General features: G+C 66.1%; 17 protein-coding genes. 7 read left to right on the top strand and 10 right to left on the bottom strand.

Features of this window, described 5'->3' with window-relative positions; all coding sequences use genetic code 11:
• Positions 1 to 5: 5 nt before the first annotated feature.
• The 5 genes from DW298_RS09360 to DW298_RS09340 all read left to right on the top strand — a co-directional run bounded on the left by DW298_RS09360 (position 6) and on the right by DW298_RS09340 (position 5,060).
• Complete coding sequence (locus DW298_RS09360; RefSeq protein WP_136042161.1) at positions 6 to 1,409, top strand: dipeptidase; 1,404 nt, start codon at positions 6 to 8, stop codon at positions 1,407 to 1,409.
• A 70-nt stretch (positions 1,410 to 1,479) separates the two neighbouring features.
• A complete protein-coding gene (gene erpA, locus DW298_RS09355) occupies positions 1,480 to 1,842 on the top strand; it encodes an iron-sulfur cluster insertion protein ErpA (RefSeq protein ID WP_017830247.1) in 363 nt (120 codons plus the stop codon).
• Positions 1,843 to 1,982: 140 nt separating this feature from the next.
• A complete protein-coding gene (gene coxB, locus DW298_RS09350; protein WP_136042160.1) occupies positions 1,983 to 2,885 on the top strand; it encodes a cytochrome c oxidase subunit II in 903 nt (300 codons plus the stop codon).
• A 3-nt stretch (positions 2,886 to 2,888) separates the two neighbouring features.
• Positions 2,889 to 4,622, top strand: coding sequence for a cytochrome c oxidase subunit I (gene ctaD / locus DW298_RS09345; RefSeq protein ID WP_205820323.1), 1,734 nt, complete (start codon positions 2,889 to 2,891; stop codon positions 4,620 to 4,622).
• A 3-nt stretch (positions 4,623 to 4,625) separates the two neighbouring features.
• On the top strand, positions 4,626 to 5,060 hold the full coding sequence (locus DW298_RS09340) for a cytochrome c oxidase subunit 4 (protein WP_029261586.1): 435 nt from the start codon (positions 4,626 to 4,628) through the stop codon (positions 5,058 to 5,060).
• Between the two features lie 68 nt (positions 5,061 to 5,128).
• Here the strand turns inward: DW298_RS09340 and DW298_RS09335 are convergent, their stop codons facing one another.
• The 7 genes from DW298_RS09335 to DW298_RS09305 all read right to left on the bottom strand — a co-directional run bounded on the left by DW298_RS09335 (position 5,129) and on the right by DW298_RS09305 (position 10,939).
• On the bottom strand, positions 5,129 to 5,548 hold the full coding sequence (locus tag DW298_RS09335) for a rhodanese-like domain-containing protein (RefSeq protein WP_136042159.1): 420 nt from the start codon (positions 5,546 to 5,548) through the stop codon (positions 5,129 to 5,131).
• 82 nt (positions 5,549 to 5,630) lie between these two features.
• A complete protein-coding gene (locus DW298_RS09330) occupies positions 5,631 to 6,146 on the bottom strand; it encodes a GNAT family N-acetyltransferase (RefSeq protein WP_136042158.1) in 516 nt (171 codons plus the stop codon).
• A gap of 2 nt (positions 6,147 to 6,148) precedes the next feature.
• Positions 6,149 to 6,556, bottom strand: coding sequence for a Rid family hydrolase (locus DW298_RS09325; protein ID WP_136042157.1), 408 nt, complete (start codon positions 6,554 to 6,556; stop codon positions 6,149 to 6,151).
• A gap of 80 nt (positions 6,557 to 6,636) precedes the next feature.
• Positions 6,637 to 8,451 (bottom strand): ubiquinol-cytochrome c reductase cytochrome b subunit, encoded by a 1,815-nt coding sequence (locus DW298_RS09320; protein ID WP_136042156.1) that lies wholly within the window; start codon positions 8,449 to 8,451, stop codon positions 6,637 to 6,639.
• Positions 8,448 to 9,524, bottom strand: coding sequence for a Rieske 2Fe-2S domain-containing protein (locus DW298_RS09315; RefSeq protein WP_136042155.1), 1,077 nt, complete (start codon positions 9,522 to 9,524; stop codon positions 8,448 to 8,450). Before DW298_RS09315 ends, DW298_RS09320 begins: the two co-directional genes overlap by 4 nt.
• Before the next feature lie 36 nt (positions 9,525 to 9,560).
• Positions 9,561 to 10,361, bottom strand: a complete 801-nt coding sequence (locus DW298_RS09310) for a cytochrome c (protein ID WP_136042154.1) — start codon at positions 10,359 to 10,361, stop codon at positions 9,561 to 9,563.
• A gap of 20 nt (positions 10,362 to 10,381) precedes the next feature.
• Positions 10,382 to 10,939 carry a heme-copper oxidase subunit III gene (locus DW298_RS09305; protein WP_205828862.1) on the bottom strand — a complete coding sequence of 186 codons (558 nt, stop codon included), beginning with the start codon at positions 10,937 to 10,939 and terminating at the stop codon, positions 10,382 to 10,384.
• Between the two features lie 299 nt (positions 10,940 to 11,238).
• Here DW298_RS09305 and trpD point away from each other — a divergent pair, with 299 nt between their 5' ends.
• Together trpD and DW298_RS09295 are read left to right on the top strand one after the other, a co-directional pair.
• Positions 11,239 to 12,309, top strand: a complete 1,071-nt coding sequence (trpD, locus tag DW298_RS09300; protein WP_136042153.1) for an anthranilate phosphoribosyltransferase — start codon at positions 11,239 to 11,241, stop codon at positions 12,307 to 12,309.
• Positions 12,310 to 12,311: 2 nt separating this feature from the next.
• Positions 12,312 to 13,298 (top strand): PHP domain-containing protein, encoded by a 987-nt coding sequence (locus tag DW298_RS09295; RefSeq protein ID WP_205820321.1) that lies wholly within the window; start codon positions 12,312 to 12,314, stop codon positions 13,296 to 13,298.
• Between the two features lie 19 nt (positions 13,299 to 13,317).
• On the opposite strand, the gene DW298_RS09290 is transcribed toward DW298_RS09295, so the two are convergent.
• From DW298_RS09290 to DW298_RS09280, 3 genes are all read right to left on the bottom strand, one after another.
• On the bottom strand, positions 13,318 to 14,262 hold the full coding sequence (locus DW298_RS09290; RefSeq protein WP_136042151.1) for a 5'-3' exonuclease: 945 nt from the start codon (positions 14,260 to 14,262) through the stop codon (positions 13,318 to 13,320).
• A gap of 31 nt (positions 14,263 to 14,293) precedes the next feature.
• Positions 14,294 to 14,794: a hypothetical protein gene (locus DW298_RS09285; protein WP_136042150.1), complete on the bottom strand. Its 501-nt coding sequence runs from the start codon at positions 14,792 to 14,794 to the stop codon at positions 14,294 to 14,296.
• A 284-nt stretch (positions 14,795 to 15,078) separates the two neighbouring features.
• Entirely contained in the window at positions 15,079 to 15,618 is a 540-nt protein-coding gene (locus DW298_RS09280) for a hypothetical protein (protein ID WP_136042149.1), read from the bottom strand.
• Positions 15,619 to 15,720 lie beyond the last annotated feature (102 nt).

The following is a 15,720-nucleotide window of genomic DNA, read 5'->3' as shown; positions in this document are numbered from 1 at the left end:
CTCGCATGACCTCTCCTGTTCCTCCCCGTGAGCCCGATGCCGCTGTCCTCGAGGCCGTGGCGACCGGCATCCCCTCCGCGTTGTCGGACCTCGGCCACCTCGTGCGCATTCCCGGGATGGCCTGGCCCGCGTTCGACCAGACCCAGCTGGAGCGCAGCGCGGAAGCCGTGGCAGCGCTGGCCTCGGACACCGGAGTCTTCGACGACGTTCGAGTGCTGCGCGCTGCGATCCCCGGCACCGATGAGCAGGGACAGCCGGCTGTCCTCGCCACGCGCGCGGCCCGCAACGGCAAGCCGACGATCCTGCTCTACGCACACCACGATGTGCAGCCTCCGGGCGATGACGCACTCTGGGAGACCCCGCCGTTCGAGCCGACGGTGCGGGACGGGCGCCTCTACGGGCGCGGTGCCGCAGATGACAAGGCGGGGATCATGGCGCACATCGCCTCGATCCGAGCGGTGCACGAGGTGCTCGGCGATGACCTCGACCTCGGCATCGCGATGTTCATCGAGGGGGAGGAGGAGTACGGGTCCCGTTCGTTCGCCCAGTTCCTCTCCGACAACAAGGATGCACTTCGTGCCGACGCCATCGTGGTCGCCGACTCCGGCAACTGGGATTCCGTCACCCCTGGGCTCACCGTTTCTCTCCGCGGCAACGCCCGCTTCACGCTGCGCGTGCGCACCTTGGACCACGCGTCGCACTCGGGCAAGTTCGGGGGTGCGGTGCCCGACGCGATGATGACGACGGTGAAGCTGCTGTCGACGCTGTGGGACGCCGACGGTTCCGTGGCCGTCGCCGGAATGACCGAGCGCGACGCCCCCACCCCCGACTACACCGAGGCGACGCTCCGCGACGAGGCGGGGCTCCTGCCCGGCACGACTCCGATCGGCGACGGCACGATCCTCAGCCGGATCTGGAACAAGCCCGCGGTGACCGTGATCGGGATCGATGCGACGAGCGTGGGTGCGGCATCCAACACGCTGCTTCCCGAGGTCACGGTGGTGATCAGTGCGCGCGTCGCGCCAGGGCAGACGGGACAGGACGCGTACGACGCCCTCGAGAGCCACCTGCGGGCACACGCCCCGTTCGGCGCGGAGCTGGCGTTCTCGGATGTCGACCTGGGCGATGGCTTCCTCGTGGACACCAGCGGATGGGCGGTGCAGCTGACGCGCGATGCGATGCGCGACGGCTACGGTGTCCCGCCCGTCGATCTGGGTGTCGGTGGTTCGATCCCGTTCATCGCCGACCTGGTGCGGGAGTTCCCGTCCGCGCAGATCCTCGTCACCGGCGTCGAAGACCCGCATTCTCGCGCGCACAGCCCGAACGAGTCGCTGCACCTCGACACCTTCCGCCACGCGGTTGCGACAGAGGCGCTGCTGCTCACCCGTATGAATGCGGCGGAACTCTGAGCCTCACAGGATCTGCGGCGGTAGAATCATCCGAGAAGCCGTGCACCTGCGGCCCGTCACAAGGAGCGACATGAGCGACACCACACTCTCCCCAGAGACCACCCGCGCACACGGCGTCACCCTGACCGACGCTGCCGCCACGAAGGTGAAGAACCTCCTCGAGCAGGAAGGCCGCGACGATCTCCGTCTGCGCGTCGCCGTGCAGCCCGGCGGATGCTCGGGCCTGATCTACCAGCTGTACTTCGACGAGCGGTACCTCGAGGGCGACGAGACCGTCGACTTCGACGGTGTCGAGGTGATCATCGACAACATGAGCGTCCCGTACCTCGACGGTGCGGCGATCGACTTCAAGGACACGATCTCCGAGCAGGGGTTCACCATCGACAACCCCAACGCAGCGGGCAGCTGCGCGTGCGGCGACAGCTTCCACTGATCTTCCGTCTGCCGGATCGGCCGCCGTCACCACTGGTGACGGCGGCCGTTCCGCTTTCGGAACCTGCGTGGTTGGCATGAATCAGGTGTGAGCTTGCCCTAGACTTGGGTGTGCTCTGTTCGCGATCTGAAAGGTGCATCGTGCCCTCGAAACGCAGCCTTCGTTGGGCCGCACTCCCTGTGGGAGTCGTGGCAGCCGTGGCCCTGGCGGGATGCTCTCCCACCGAGCTGAACGGCTTTCTTCCGGGCTTCGTGGAGGGTGGCCCCGCAGCCACCAATCAGACCGAGCGTGTCTCGTCGCTCTGGGTGAACTCCTGGATCGTGCTTCTCGCCGTCGGCATCATCACCTGGGGCCTGATGGCGTGGGCAGCGATCGCGTACCGCCGCCGCAAGGGCCAGACCGGCCTCCCGGTGCAGATGCGCTACAACATGCCGATCGAGATCTTCTACACGATCGTGCCGCTCATCCTCGTGCTGGGCATGTTCTTCTTCACTGCTCGAGATCAGACCGAGATCGAGGCCAAGTGGGACGACCCCGACGTCGAGATCACCGCGATCGCCAAGCAGTGGGCGTGGGACTTCCAGTACGACGGCGAAGAGGAAGACAACTCCGACGCCGTGTGGACCATGGGCATCCAGGCCCAGCCCGATGCGGAAGGCAACATCGACCAGTCGCAGCTGCCGACCCTGGTGCTGCCGGTCGACAAGAAGGTCACGATCGACCTGCAGTCGCGCGACGTCATCCACTCCTTCTGGATCATCGACTTCCTCTACAAGAAGGACATGTTCATCGGGAAGGACAACTCCTGGTCGTTCATCCCCACCCGTGAGGGCGAGTACGCCGGCAAATGCGCCGAGCTGTGCGGTGAGTATCACTCGATGATGCTCTTCAACGTGAAGGTCGTCTCTCAGGACGACTACGACGCGTACCTCGAGTCGCTCGAGGAGAAGGGCAACACGGGCGACATCACCGACGCGTACGACCGTCTCGCGAACTTCCCGGGAACGACCGCGAAGACCGACACCGAGGAAGGAGGGGAGTAAGTCATGTCGACCACAGAAGCTCCCCGTACCGACGAGACCCCCAGGTCGCGTCCCACCACTCTGCCCGCCCGCCAGGCCGCTCTGATGAGCTCCTCGCGCGTGGAGCAGAAGGGCAACATCGTCGTCAAGTGGATCACCTCCACCGACCACAAGACCATCGGGTACATGTACCTGATCGCATCCGTGCTGTTCTTCCTCCTCGGTGGTGTGATGGCCCTCGTCATCCGCGCCGAGCTCTTCGCGCCGGGCATGCAGATCGTCCCGACGAAGGAGCAGTACAACCAGCTGTTCACGATGCACGGCACGATCATGCTGCTCATGTTCGCGACGCCGCTGTTCGCGGGTTTCGCCAACGCGATCCTGCCGCTGCAGATCGGTGCTCCCGACGTGGCCTTCCCGCGTCTGAACGCCTTCGCGTTCTGGCTTTTCCTCTTCGGCTCGACCATCGCGGTCGCCGGGTTCCTCACCCCGCAGGGAGCGGCCTCCTTCGGTTGGTTCGCGTATCAGCCACTGGCGGGCGCGTCGTTCTCGCCGGGTGCAGGTGGAAACCTCTGGATGGTCGGACTGGGCATCTCCGGTTTCGGAACCATCCTCGGTGCCGTCAACTTCATCACCACGATCATCACGATGCGTGCTCCTGGTATGACCATGTGGCGAATGCCGATCTTCTCGTGGAACACGCTCATCACGAGCCTGCTCATCCTGATGGCGTTCCCCGTGCTGGCGGCAGCCATCTTCGCCGCTGCCGCCGACCGCATCCTCGGCGCGCACATCTATGACCCGGCCAACGGCGGAGTCCTGCTGTGGCAGCACCTCTTCTGGTTCTTCGGACACCCCGAGGTCTACATCATCGCGCTGCCGTTCTTCGGCATCGTCTCCGAGATCTTCCCGGTCTTCAGCCGCAAGCCGATCTTCGGATACAAGACCCTGGTCTATGCCACGATCGCCATCGCGGCCCTCTCCGTCGCCGTGTGGGCACACCACATGTACGTGACCGGCTCGGTGCTGCTGCCGTTCTTCGCGCTGATGACGATGCTGATCGCCGTGCCGACGGGTGTGAAGATCTTCAACTGGATCGGCACGCTCTGGCGAGGGTCCGTGACCTTCGAGACTCCGATGGTGTTCGCCCTCGGCTTCCTGGTGTCCTTCGTCTTCGGTGGTCTGACCGGTGTCATCCTCGCGGCCCCGCCGCTGGACTTCGCGCTCTCCGACTCGTACTTCGTCGTCGCTCACTTCCACTACGTGGTGTTCGGTACCGTCGTGTTCGCCATGTTCGCCGGCTTCTACTTCTGGTGGCCGAAGTGGACCGGTCGCATGCTGAACGAGCGTCTCGGCTACGTGCACTTCTGGATGCTGTTCATCGGATTCCACATGACGTTCCTCATCCAGCACTGGCTGGGTGTCGACGGCATGGTCCGTCGTTACGCGGACTACTCGGCGGCCGACGGCTGGACCTGGCAGAACCAGGTCTCCACGATCGGAGCGATCATCCTCGGCGCCTCGATGCTGCCGTTCTTCCTGAACGTCTGGATCACGGCCCGCAAGGCTCCGAAGGTCACGGTCAACGACCCGTGGGGCTACGGCGCATCGCTCGAGTGGGCGACGTCGTGCCCGCCGCCGCGTCACAACTTCACGTCGATCCCGCGCATCCGCAGCGAGCGTCCTGCGTTCGATCTGAATCACCCGGAGGCTGCCGAGTTCGCGACCACGGCACCCGGCGAGCGAGAGGCCCACTAAGTCATGCGCGACAACGTCATTCTCTGGTGGGTGCTGACGGCGTTCTTCGCCCTTGTCGGTGTCGTCTACACCGGCTGGCACATCCTGGTCACTCCGTCCGACAACTTCGCGATGCGTATCGAGTGGGTCGGAACTGTCGCCCTGTTCTTCGCAGCCTTCATGGCGGCGATGGTCGCGTTCTACCTCGACCGCACGCACAAGGCGCAGAACGGTGAGCTGCCGGAAGACATCCTCACGGCCGACATCGATGACGGCGACCCCGAGCTCGGCGAGTTCAGCCCGTGGTCCTGGTGGCCCATCGTTCTCGCGGCTTCGGCGGGTGTCTTCGTCGTCGGCCTGGCCGTCGGTCACTTCCTGCTCCCGATCGGACTCGCGATCTTCGTCGTCGCGATCGTCGGCTGGGTGTACGAGTACTACCGCGGCAACTTCGCACGCTGAGACAGCCGCATTGAAGAAGGCCCCCGGATTCGTCCGGGGGCCTTCTTCATGTCATGAGGGGTCCGCGTTCAGGCGCGAGTACGGACGCGTGCGATACCGGTCAGCGGATCCACGGGGCGGTGATGGACGCCATCGGCGTCCTGCACCGGGTAGCCCTCGCGCACCCAGTACTCGAAGCCTCCGATCATCTCGCGGACCCGATAGCCGAGTCGGGCGAACTCGAGGGCGCCCTTCGCTCCGGCATTGCAGCCCGGGCTCCAGCAGTAAACGACGACGTCCGCTCCTTCCGGCACCTCGGACCGGGCGCGAGACGCGATCTCGCTGTAGTGCATGTGCACGGCGCCGGCCACCCGGCCCTGCGTCCACGCCTCTTCGGAGCGGACATCCACGACGATGACGTCCTCGCCGGCCTTGAGCGCGGCGTGGACATCGCTGGGATCCGTCTCGTAGGCGAGCTTGGCGGCATAGAAGTCGGTGCGATCGATCATGATCTCAGCCTAGGACGAGGCCATCCGCTGATCCGAGCAGATTCCTGTCGCGCAGAGAGCGAATACCGTCAGCGTCGTCCCCTCAGAGAGTCGCCGACATCTGCACGCGAGGGCCGTATCTGAAGAGCCCGAGAGCGGTCTCCGTGTCGATGAGGGAGCGGAGCAGGGGAGAGTCCGGCTCTGTGACGGAGAATCCGGCGGAGGCGTAGAAGGGCGCGTTCCACGGGACGTCGCGGTAGGTGCGCAGTGTGATCTTCCGGTGCCCCCGGCGACGAGCCTCCGAGAGGGCGGCCTGCACGAGTCGACGGCCGATTCCGCGACGCCCGAAGGAGGGGAGAACCGAGAGCTGCTCGAGATGAGCGTGTCCGTCGATCTCCAGGACGTGAACGAAACCGACGGGCTCGGGAGATGGAGCGCCGACATCGTCGGGCTCGGCGACGAGGACGAATCCGGGCATCGACGCCCGGTCCTGTGCGCTGGTCGGCGGAGGCCAGTCGGCAGCGGCGAAAAGATCGACCAGCAAGGCGTCTGCGGCGATTTCGATCTGTTCGATGGCCGGGTCATCCGTCCGCTGTGCAGGACGTACGCGGATCTCCACGTTCACTCTCCAGCGACGGCGGCGATGGCTTCGATCTCGACGAGCTGGTCGTCGTAACCGAGGACGGTGACACCCAAGAGGGTGCTGGGGACGTCGTGGGCGCCGAAAGCGGCGTGGATCACATCCCAAGCCGTGACGAGGTCGGCCTGCGCGGAGGAGGCCACCAGCACCCGCGTGCTGATCACATCGGTGAGGGTGGCACCGGCGACGTCGAGTGCGCTCTTCAGAGTTTCGATGCACCGGGCTGCCTGCGCGGCGTAGTCGCCGGGCGCTGCGGTGGTGCCGTCATCGTTGAGCGGACAAGCACCGGCGAGGAAGATGAGTCGCGCCCCGACGGGAGCGGTCGCTGCATAGGCGTATGGCGCGTCGGCGAGGGTGGTGGAACGGATCATCTGGACGACGGAAGACATGATTCGATCCTCTCATTCACGGATCAACGATGAAGGCCTCGTCCTGGTGGACGAGGCCTTCATCAGTGGGGGAGTGGCGGCTACTCGCCGTCCTCCGAGTCCTTCTTGCGAGGCCTCTTCACCGGCTCCGTGGAGATCACGGTGCTGGGTGTGTTCGCCGTCTCGTCGACGTGGGTCTCGCCGATCGTGAGGGGGGCGTCAGGGAAGCCGGCGCGCTCATGAGCGCCCTGGATCTCCGCAGCCTCGGTCTCGTCGTTCTGAGCCGTCACGTCGTGCTGGTGTGCGTCGGCTGCCTCGACCTCGGCCTGCGTGAGCGGGGCGAGACGGTCTTCGAAGAACCAGCGCGAGATCGAGGAACGGAGGTTCTCCGTCCACGGGATGCGACCCTTGGCGTTGGGGCGAACCACGAGGGGCTCGTAGGAGTCGACATCGATGAGCTTCCAGCGGTCGTACTTGTCGACCGGCTGGTGGACCTCGATGAACTCGCCACCGGGAAGGCGCACGATGCGGCCGGACTCGAAGCCGTGCAGCACGATCTCGCGGTCCTTCTTCTGAAGCGCGATGCAGATGCGCTTCGTGACGAAGTATCCGAGGATCGGGCCCAGGAAGAGCAGCGCCTGCAGCGTGTGGATCACGCCTTCCATCGTGAGCATGAAGTGCGTCGCGATGAGGTCGGACGATGCCGCAGCCCAGAGGACGGCGTAGAAAACGACGCCGGCGACGCCGATGGCGGTGCGCGTCGCCGCGTTGCGGGGACGCTGTGCGATGTGGTGCTCGCGCTTGTCGCCGGTGACCCACGCTTCGATGAACGGGTAGATCGCGACGACCACGATGAACAGGCCGAGCACCAGCACGGGCGCGATGATTCCGAAGGACCACGTGCGGTCGAGGAACACGATGTCCCAGTTCGACGGTGCCAGACGGAGTGCGCCGTCGGCGAAGCCGATGTACCAGTCCGGCTGGGTGCCGGCGGAGACCGGGGACGGGTCGTACGGACCGTAGTTCCAGATCGGGTTGATCTGGAAGAAGGTCGCGATCATCACGATCACGCCGAACACGATGAACAGGTAGCCGCCCATCTTCGACATGTAGACCGGCATCATCGGGTAGCCCACGACGTTGTCGTTCGAGCGGCCGGGGCCGGCGAACTGCGTGTGCTTGTTGATGACCATGAGCATCAGGTGCACGACGATGAGGGCGATCACGATCATCGGCAGCAGCAGGATGTGCAGTGTGTAGAGACGCCCCACGATGTCGGTGCCGGGGAACTCGCCGCCGAAGAGGAGGAACGAGGTCCATGTGCCGATGAGGGGGAGACCCTTGATCATTCCGTCGATGATGCGGAGGCCGTTACCCGAGAGCAGGTCGTCGGGGAGCGAGTAGCCGGTGAAGCCCTCTGCCATCGCGAGGATGAACAGGATGAAGCCGATCACCCAGTTGAGCTCACGCGGCTTGCGGAACGCACCGGTGAAGAACACGCGAAGCATGTGCACGCCGATGCCGGCGATGAACACGAGCGCTGCCCAGTGGTGGATCTGGCGGACCAGGAGGCCACCGCGCAGGTCGAACGAGATGTGCAGCGACGACTCGAGCGCCGCGGACATCTCGATGCCTCGCATCGGGGCGTAGGCGCCGGTGTAGTGGGTCTCGACCATCGATGCCTGGAAGAAGAACGTCAGGAAGGTTCCGGAGAGGAACACGACGACGAAGCTCCACAGCGCGATCTCGCCGAGCATGAACGACCAGTGGTCGGGGAAGATCTTGCGTCCGAGCTCCTTGACGAAGCCCGAGAGGCTGGTGCGCTCATCGATGTAGTTCGACGCGGCGCCGACGAAGCGACCGCCGAGGGGTGCTTTGGTGTCCTTGTCGTCTTTGGACAGCGTTGCGGTGCTCAATGGCGCTCCCAGAAGCTCGGGCCGACGGGTTCCTTGAAGTCGCTGCGTGCGACCAGGTAGCCCTCGTCATCGACGGTGATGGGCAGCTGCGGCAGCGGACGAGCCGCCGGGCCGAAGATGACCTTTGCGTGGTCCGTGACGTCGAACTGCGACTGGTGGCACGGGCACAGGAGGTGGTGGGTCTGCTGCTCGTACAGAGCCACAGGGCATCCGACGTGCGTGCAGACCTTGGAGTAGGCGACGATTCCGTCGTAGGACCAGTCCTTGCGGTCCTCGGCCTCGATCAGCTGCTCGGGGCGCAGACGCATCATCAGCACGATGGCCTTGGCCTTCTCCTCGAGGTAGCCGTCGTGGTGGCTCAGCGTGGCGAGCTCCTCCGGGATCACGTGGAACGCGGATCCGAGGGTCACGTCCGCGGCGCGGATCGGGGTACCGTCCGGGTCGCGGACGAGGCGTGCGCCCTTCTCCCACATCGTGTGCTTGAGCAGCACGACCGGGTCGCCCGCAGTGGGGTCATCCGGAGTCGAGTGCGGTGCCAAGCCACGGAAGAGCGTGACACCGGGGATGATCGAGGCGACGAGGGCGGCGAACAGCGAGTTGCGGATCACGGTGCGGCGTCCGAAGCCGGACTCTTCGTTCGCGTCGGCGAAAGCCTGGACGGCCGCCTCCCGGGTCGCATCCTTGCCCCGGGTGGGGTGGCGGTGCTCGACGAACTCCTTGTCGGACATGAGCGCCTTGGACCAGTGGATCGCACCGATGCCGAGGGCCAGCAGCGCGAGAGCGATGCCGAGGCCGATGAAGAGGTTGTTCTGCCGGATGTCGATGAGCGCGCCGCTCTCGATCGGGAACAGCATGTAGGCGGCGACCGCCCAGATGCTGCCGGCGAGCGAGAGGTAGAACAGCGTGTAGACAGTGCGGACAGCGGCCTTCTCAGCGCGCGGGTCCTTGTCGGTCATCCGCTCGCGGTGCGGCGGAAGCCCGGGGTTCTGCACGGGATCGCTGACTGCGACACCCAGCCCCGGAGAGGGCTGGTAGGCCCTGTCAAGAGCCTGCGAGTCGTCGTCGTGTGCCATGGTGCTCCTCGTACGTTCCTCTTCGATGAATAAGCGTCAGTTGGACTTCGCCGTGATCCACACGGTGATGGCGACGAGCGCGCCGATTCCGAAGATCCACACGAACAGGCCTTCGGAGACCGGTCCGAGCGAACCGAGCGAGAATCCGCCGATCTGCACGGACTGCTGCTGGAAGAGCAGCGCCGAGATGATGTCGCGCTTGTCCTCGTCGGACAGGTTCATGTCGCCGAAGACCGGCATGTTCTGCGGGCCGGTGACCATGGCCGCGTACATGTGCAGCGCGCTGGTCTCCTGGAGTCCAGGAGCGTACTTGCCCTCGGTGAGTGCTCCACCGGCGGCGGCCACGTTGTGGCACATCGCGCAGTTGACGCGGAACAGCTCAGCGCCGTTCGCGACGTCGCCCTCTCCGTCCAGGATGTGGTCGGCAGGGAACGTCGGGCCAGGAGCCTCGGACTGCACGAAGGACGAGATCGCGAGGATCTGGTCCTCGGTGAACTGCGGCGTCTTCTGCGGAGCCTGCGGTCCCTGCATCTGCAGGGGCATGCGACCGGTGGACAGCTGGAACTCGGTGGCCAGCTCACCCACGCCGTACAGGCTGGGGCCGTTGGCGGTGCCCTGCAGGTCGAGGCCGTGGCAGGTGGCGCAGTTCGCCTGGAACAGCTTCTCGCCGTCTTCGACGGTCAGCTGCGTCGACGCGGTCTGCGTGTCGGATGCGGCGAACGCAGCCGATGCACCGGCGTACACGGCGCCGGTGATCATGAGGCCTGCGCCGATGAGCGCGGCCGCCGCCAAAGGGCTGCGACGACCGCTGGAACGGCGCTTCTTCTCTCGTGCCATCTCGGGGATCAGCTCCGCTCTTATTTCAGGAAGTAGATAACGAGGAACAGCACGATCCAGACGACGTCGACGAAGTGCCAGTAGTAGGACACCACGATCGAGGAGGTCGCCTCCTTGTGCCGGAAGTTCTTGACGGCGTATGCGCGTCCGATGACGAGCAGGAACGCGACGAGGCCGCCCGTGACGTGGAGGGCGTGGAAGCCGGTCGTCAGGTAGAAGGCGGAGGCATACGAGTCGGCGTTGATCGGCATGCCTTCAGCGACCAGCTGTGCGTACTCCCACACCTGGCCGGAGACGAAGATCGCGCCGAGGGCGAAGGTGAGGAAGAACCACTCGACCATTCCCCAGCCGAAGAGGCGACGGCGTCCGGCGCCGTTCTTCTGCCCCTTGCCGATCTTGTAGGGCTGCAGGTCTTCTGCCGCGAACACACCCATCTGGCACGTGAACGAGGAGAGGACCAGGATCGCAGTGTTCACTGCGGCGAACGGGACGTTCAGCAGCTCGGTCCGGTCTGCCCACAGCTCCGGGGAGGTGCTGCGGAGGGTGAAGTAGATCGCGAAGAGTCCCGCGAAGAACATCACCTCACTGCCGAGCCACACAATGGTGCCGACAGCTACCGGGTTGGGCCGCTTAATCGTTCTCGCCGCCGGGGCATACGTCGCTGAGGTCGTCACCCCTCCATTATGGCCGATCCTCGGGCGTGATTCTTGCACCCGCGGCCTTCGAATCGCCCTCCGATGACTTAGGGGACCCTAAGAAAACACTGCGAATACCCCGTGAATCCGCGGGAAACAGGGGGTGGGGGCGAATTGCGCATGCGTGCGGAAGCATCTGCATGTTTTCTCCGCGTTTTCTCCGCGCCGATAGGATCGCACACATGCCTGATTCGCTGACCTGGTCCGACGTGCTCACCTCCCTGCTGGAGCGCCGCGATCTCAGTGTCTGGGAGTCCACGTGGGCGATGCGTCAGATTATGCAGGGCGGGGTCAGCGAGGCCCAGCTCGCCGGTTTCCTCGTCGCTCTCCGCGCGAAGGGCGAGACGATCGACGAGATCGTCGGTTTCCGCGATGCGATCCTCGAAGCCGCGGTGCCGCTGCCGGTGTCACCGAACGTGCTCGACATCGTCGGAACGGGTGGGGATCGCGTCGGCACCGTCAACGTGTCGACGACCGCGGCGATCATCATCGGCGCCACGGGAGTGCCGGTCGTGAAGCACGGCAACCGTGCGGCCAGCTCCGCCTCCGGGTCTTCCGACGTGCTCGGAGCGCTCGGTCTGGAGCTATCGCTCGACCCCGCGGACGTGGCATCCATCCTCGACCGCACCGGTATCACCTTCGCGTGGGCCGGGGCGTTCCATCCCGGATTCAAGCACGCCGGCGCCGTCCGGGCCGAGCTCGGGGTGCCGACCGTCTTCAACATGCTCGGTCCGCTGTGCAACCCGGCTCGCGCCGAAGCCAATGCCGTCGGGGTGGCGCAGATCGAACGCGTCCCCTTGATCACGGGTGTGTTCCGCACCCGTGGCGCGACAGCGCTCGTCTTCCGCGGCGACGACGGCCTCGACGAGCTGACGACGACCGGACACAGCCGTATCTGGGAGGTCACGCGGGGAGATATCCACGAACACGACCTCGACCCGCGCGACCTCGACATCCCGATCGCCGACCTCGCCGACCTGATCGGCGGCTCGCCGCAGCACAATGCCGAGGTGCTGCGGCGCACGCTCGCGGGGGAGACCGGCGCGGTGCGCGACATCGTGCTCCTCAACGCCGCTGCCGGGATCGTGGCCTTCGAGCTCTCGCAGGACGCGACACAGGTGCAGCGGCCCATCCTCGAGCGGTTGCGCGCGGGGTACGACAAGGCTGCTGCGGCCGTCGACGACGGTCGTGCCCTGGCGAAGCTCGATCAGTGGATCGGCGTCAGTCGCGAGCTGGCGGCAGCCCAGGAGTGACCGTGGACCCCGTCGACGCGCTGCTCGAGATCGCCTCCCTCCTGGAGCGCGAGCGCGCGTCGCGGTATCGCGCGAAGGCTTTCCGCCAGGCCGCCGCGACATTGCAGGACCTGCCGGACGATGTGCAGACCGATCCCACGCGGCTTCGTGCAGCCAAGGGGATCGGCGAATCCACGTTCGCCGTCATCCGCCAGGCGCAGTCGGGGCAGGTGCCCGACTATCTGGTCGAGTTGCGCGGCGACGTCGAGCCGGAGCGCGTCTCGGCGTTGCGTGCCAAGCTGCGAGGCGACCTGCACGCGCACACCGATTGGTCCGACGGCACCACCCTGATCCCGGTCATGGCCGCGGCCGCGCGGGCGCTCGGGCACGAATACCAGGCGATCACGGACCACTCTCCGCGACTGCGGGTGGCACGCGGTCTGTCTGCCGAACGTCTTCGGGAGCAGATGCCCCTGGTGCGAGCTGAATCGGGCGAGGGTTTCACCCTGCTCGCAGGCATCGAGGTGGACATCCTGGAGGACGGCACGCTCGATCAGGAAGACGACCTGCTCGCGGAACTCGACATCGTCGTGGCTTCCGTGCATTCCAAGCTGCGCATGGACGCACGGCCGATGACGGCGCGCATGATCGCGGCCGTCTCGCATCCGCGGGTGAACGTGCTCGGGCACTGCACGGGGCGGCTCGTGCAGGGTGACCGGGGAACGCGACCGCCGTCGGCGTTCGATGCTGCCGCCGTCTTCGCCGCGTGCGCGGAGAACGGTGTGGCGGTGGAGATCAACTCGCGTCCGGAGCGGCAGGACCCTCCGGACGAGCTGATGGCCATCGCGCTCGACGCGGGGTGCCTGTTCTCGATCGATTCGGATGCGCACGCGCCGGGACAGCTGTCGTTGCTCGATCACGGCGCAGAGCGCGCCGAACGGGCGGGGATACCCCCGTCGCGGATCGTGACGACCTGGGGCCTCTCGCGGTTGCTCGCCTGGGCGGGGTGAGTCGGCGCCGCTACTTCGATCAGTCGGCTCGCAGGGCGGCTTTCGATACGGCCGCGACCGCGCGCGTCATCGAACCGCCGAGGTTCCATTTCTCGGCGAGGGCGGTTGCGGCGTCTACTTCGGCGGGGTCGAGAACCCGCAGCGGGACGTCGGGTGCGCTGATCGGCAGCGAGGTCGCCACGGCGACCACGGTCGGTGCGACCTCGAGGTAGTCCGAAGCCGCCAGGATCTTCGCGCGGACGCCCGCGCTCATCCCCTCGCCGGCCTCCGCCGCGGCGCGGATGCCGGTGAGGTCGCTGTGGGTCTGCAGGAGCGTCGCCGCCGTCTTCTCTCCCACGCCCGCGACGCCGGGCAGGCCGTCGGAGGCGTCGCCGCGCATCGTGGCGAAGTCCGCGTACTGCGAAGGAAGCACCCCGTACTTGGCGACGACGGTCGCATCGGTGACGACCTCGAGGTTGCTCATGCCGCGAGCGGTGTAGATGACGCGTACGTCTCGGGCGTCGTCGACCAGCTGGAACAGGTCCCGGTCGCCCGTGACGATGTCGACCGGCATCGTCGCATCGGTCGCGAGTGTGCCGATCACGTCGTCGGCCTCGTGCTCGGAGACGCCGATGATGGGGATGCCGATGGCGGCGAGCGTCTCGCGGATCAGCGGGATCTGCGCCTCGAGCGGGTCGGGTACCTCCTCGACGTCGGGCCCACTGGCCACGACTTCGACGACGCGATGAGTCTTGTAGCTGGGGATGAGGTCGACACGCCACTGCGGGCGCCAATCGTCGTCCCAGCAGGCGATCACGTGCGTCGGCTCGTACAGGGTGACGAGTTTGGCGATGATGTCGAGCAGACCGCGGGCGGCGTTGATCGGCGATCCGTCCGGCGCCGTCACCTTGTCGGGAACACCGTAGAAGGCACGGAAATAGAGGCTGGCGGTGTCGAGCAGCATGAGGCGGTCGGCGCGGGTCATGGACTCAGCGTAGAGCGCGGTCGGTCCGCGGTCAGCAACCGGGCGCGCCGGGTTGCTCGGCGCAGGTGCGCGCGACGAGAGCGGTCTCCGCCTCGTAGACACGGATCTGCCGCGCGGGGCCGTCGATGGACAGTTCGCCGTCGATCGGGAACCATCCACCGCCGATGTCGACCTCGGCGGTGTAGTGGACGGTGACGTGCGCCGAGTAGGTGCCGCGCTCGCGATACGAATGGCTCGTCGGGGTCGGCGTGAACTGCGCCTGACCGAGCGCAGCCCAGGACCGCCCGCCGGTGTTCGTCGTCGTCGTCCCGCCGTCGCCGTACGTGAAGCTGAATCGGACCGGGGTGAACCGCACGCTGGTCGGTCTGGCGAACAGCGTCCCTGCGCGGGTGTGCACGGATGCCGCCGCCACGAAGTTCGCGGGCATGCCCGCGATGCCGACATTGCCCGGCTCCCCGACGGTGGTGGCGGGAGCAGGGGCGAACTGCGCCACGTCGGTGATGGTGAGGGGGCGACCTTCGTCGTTCGTCACCCGCTCAGCGGTGATGTTGCAGGACGCCTGGCGGACGGGGTCGGTCGTGCAGGGCTTGGGTTTGTCGGTCGGGCCACGACGTCCGGAAGAGTTGGGATTACCGCTGTTGGGGGCAGTGCGGGTCTCGGTTCCGAAGATCTCCAGTCGGTCGCCGCTGGTTTGGGAGCTGCACAGACCAGCGAGTTGCAGCTCTCTCGCGCACGATGCACTTAGCGGGGCAAAGCTCAATTCAGGCGCCGCCGACAATAAGACCACCAATGCCGTGCCGAGCGAGGCGACTGTCTTCAGCATTGCTCTGTCCCTTCTTCGCGCTCCTGCTCGATGCGGAACGTCTCATCCACGGCGATCATGTGGGCGGTGAGCGCGACTACCGTGTTGCGACTAGGTGGCGTGGCGTCGTTTCCATCGGCGTCCACCACTCGTGTAGCAGATGAGTCAAGGCATACGACCGCGGTTACAGAGAGGCGGTCGCCATCGACCGCCGCCTCCACTCCCTGAAAACTGACTATCTGAACCTCCCCGGTCAGTCTGAGGCCTGCCTCCCGTAGATAATCGGTAGCTTCTTGGTCCGCCTCGAGGGCGTCTCCGATCAGATAGTCGGCAGGACTGGCATCTGCGCCACCAGCTCGCCGAGCATTGCTTGAGTCGTTGTACGCCCGATAAGTCGCCTCGGCGGCGGCGAAGGCGTCTTCTTCCGAGGCGAAGGCGGGCGTCGGCGTGGGAGACGGAGAGGGGTCCGGCGTGCAGCCGACGAGCAGGAGGAGAGCGCTCGTCAGGGCTGCAGTGCGCGCGAACGAGCGGGGCGAAGGTATCGGGGAGATCACCCGGTCACGCTAACTCGGGGGACGGGATGCCCGTTCGAGTTATCCACAGCTCCGGCAGGCCTGAATCCGACTTCCTGCCGCATCCGAAGTTCTGATAGCCTT

Origin of the sequence: Microbacterium sp. A20, assembly GCF_004794515.1 — a bacterium.
Taxonomy (GTDB): domain Bacteria; phylum Actinomycetota; class Actinomycetes; order Actinomycetales; family Microbacteriaceae; genus Microbacterium.
This window is presented reverse-complemented; position numbering and strand designations above follow the sequence as displayed.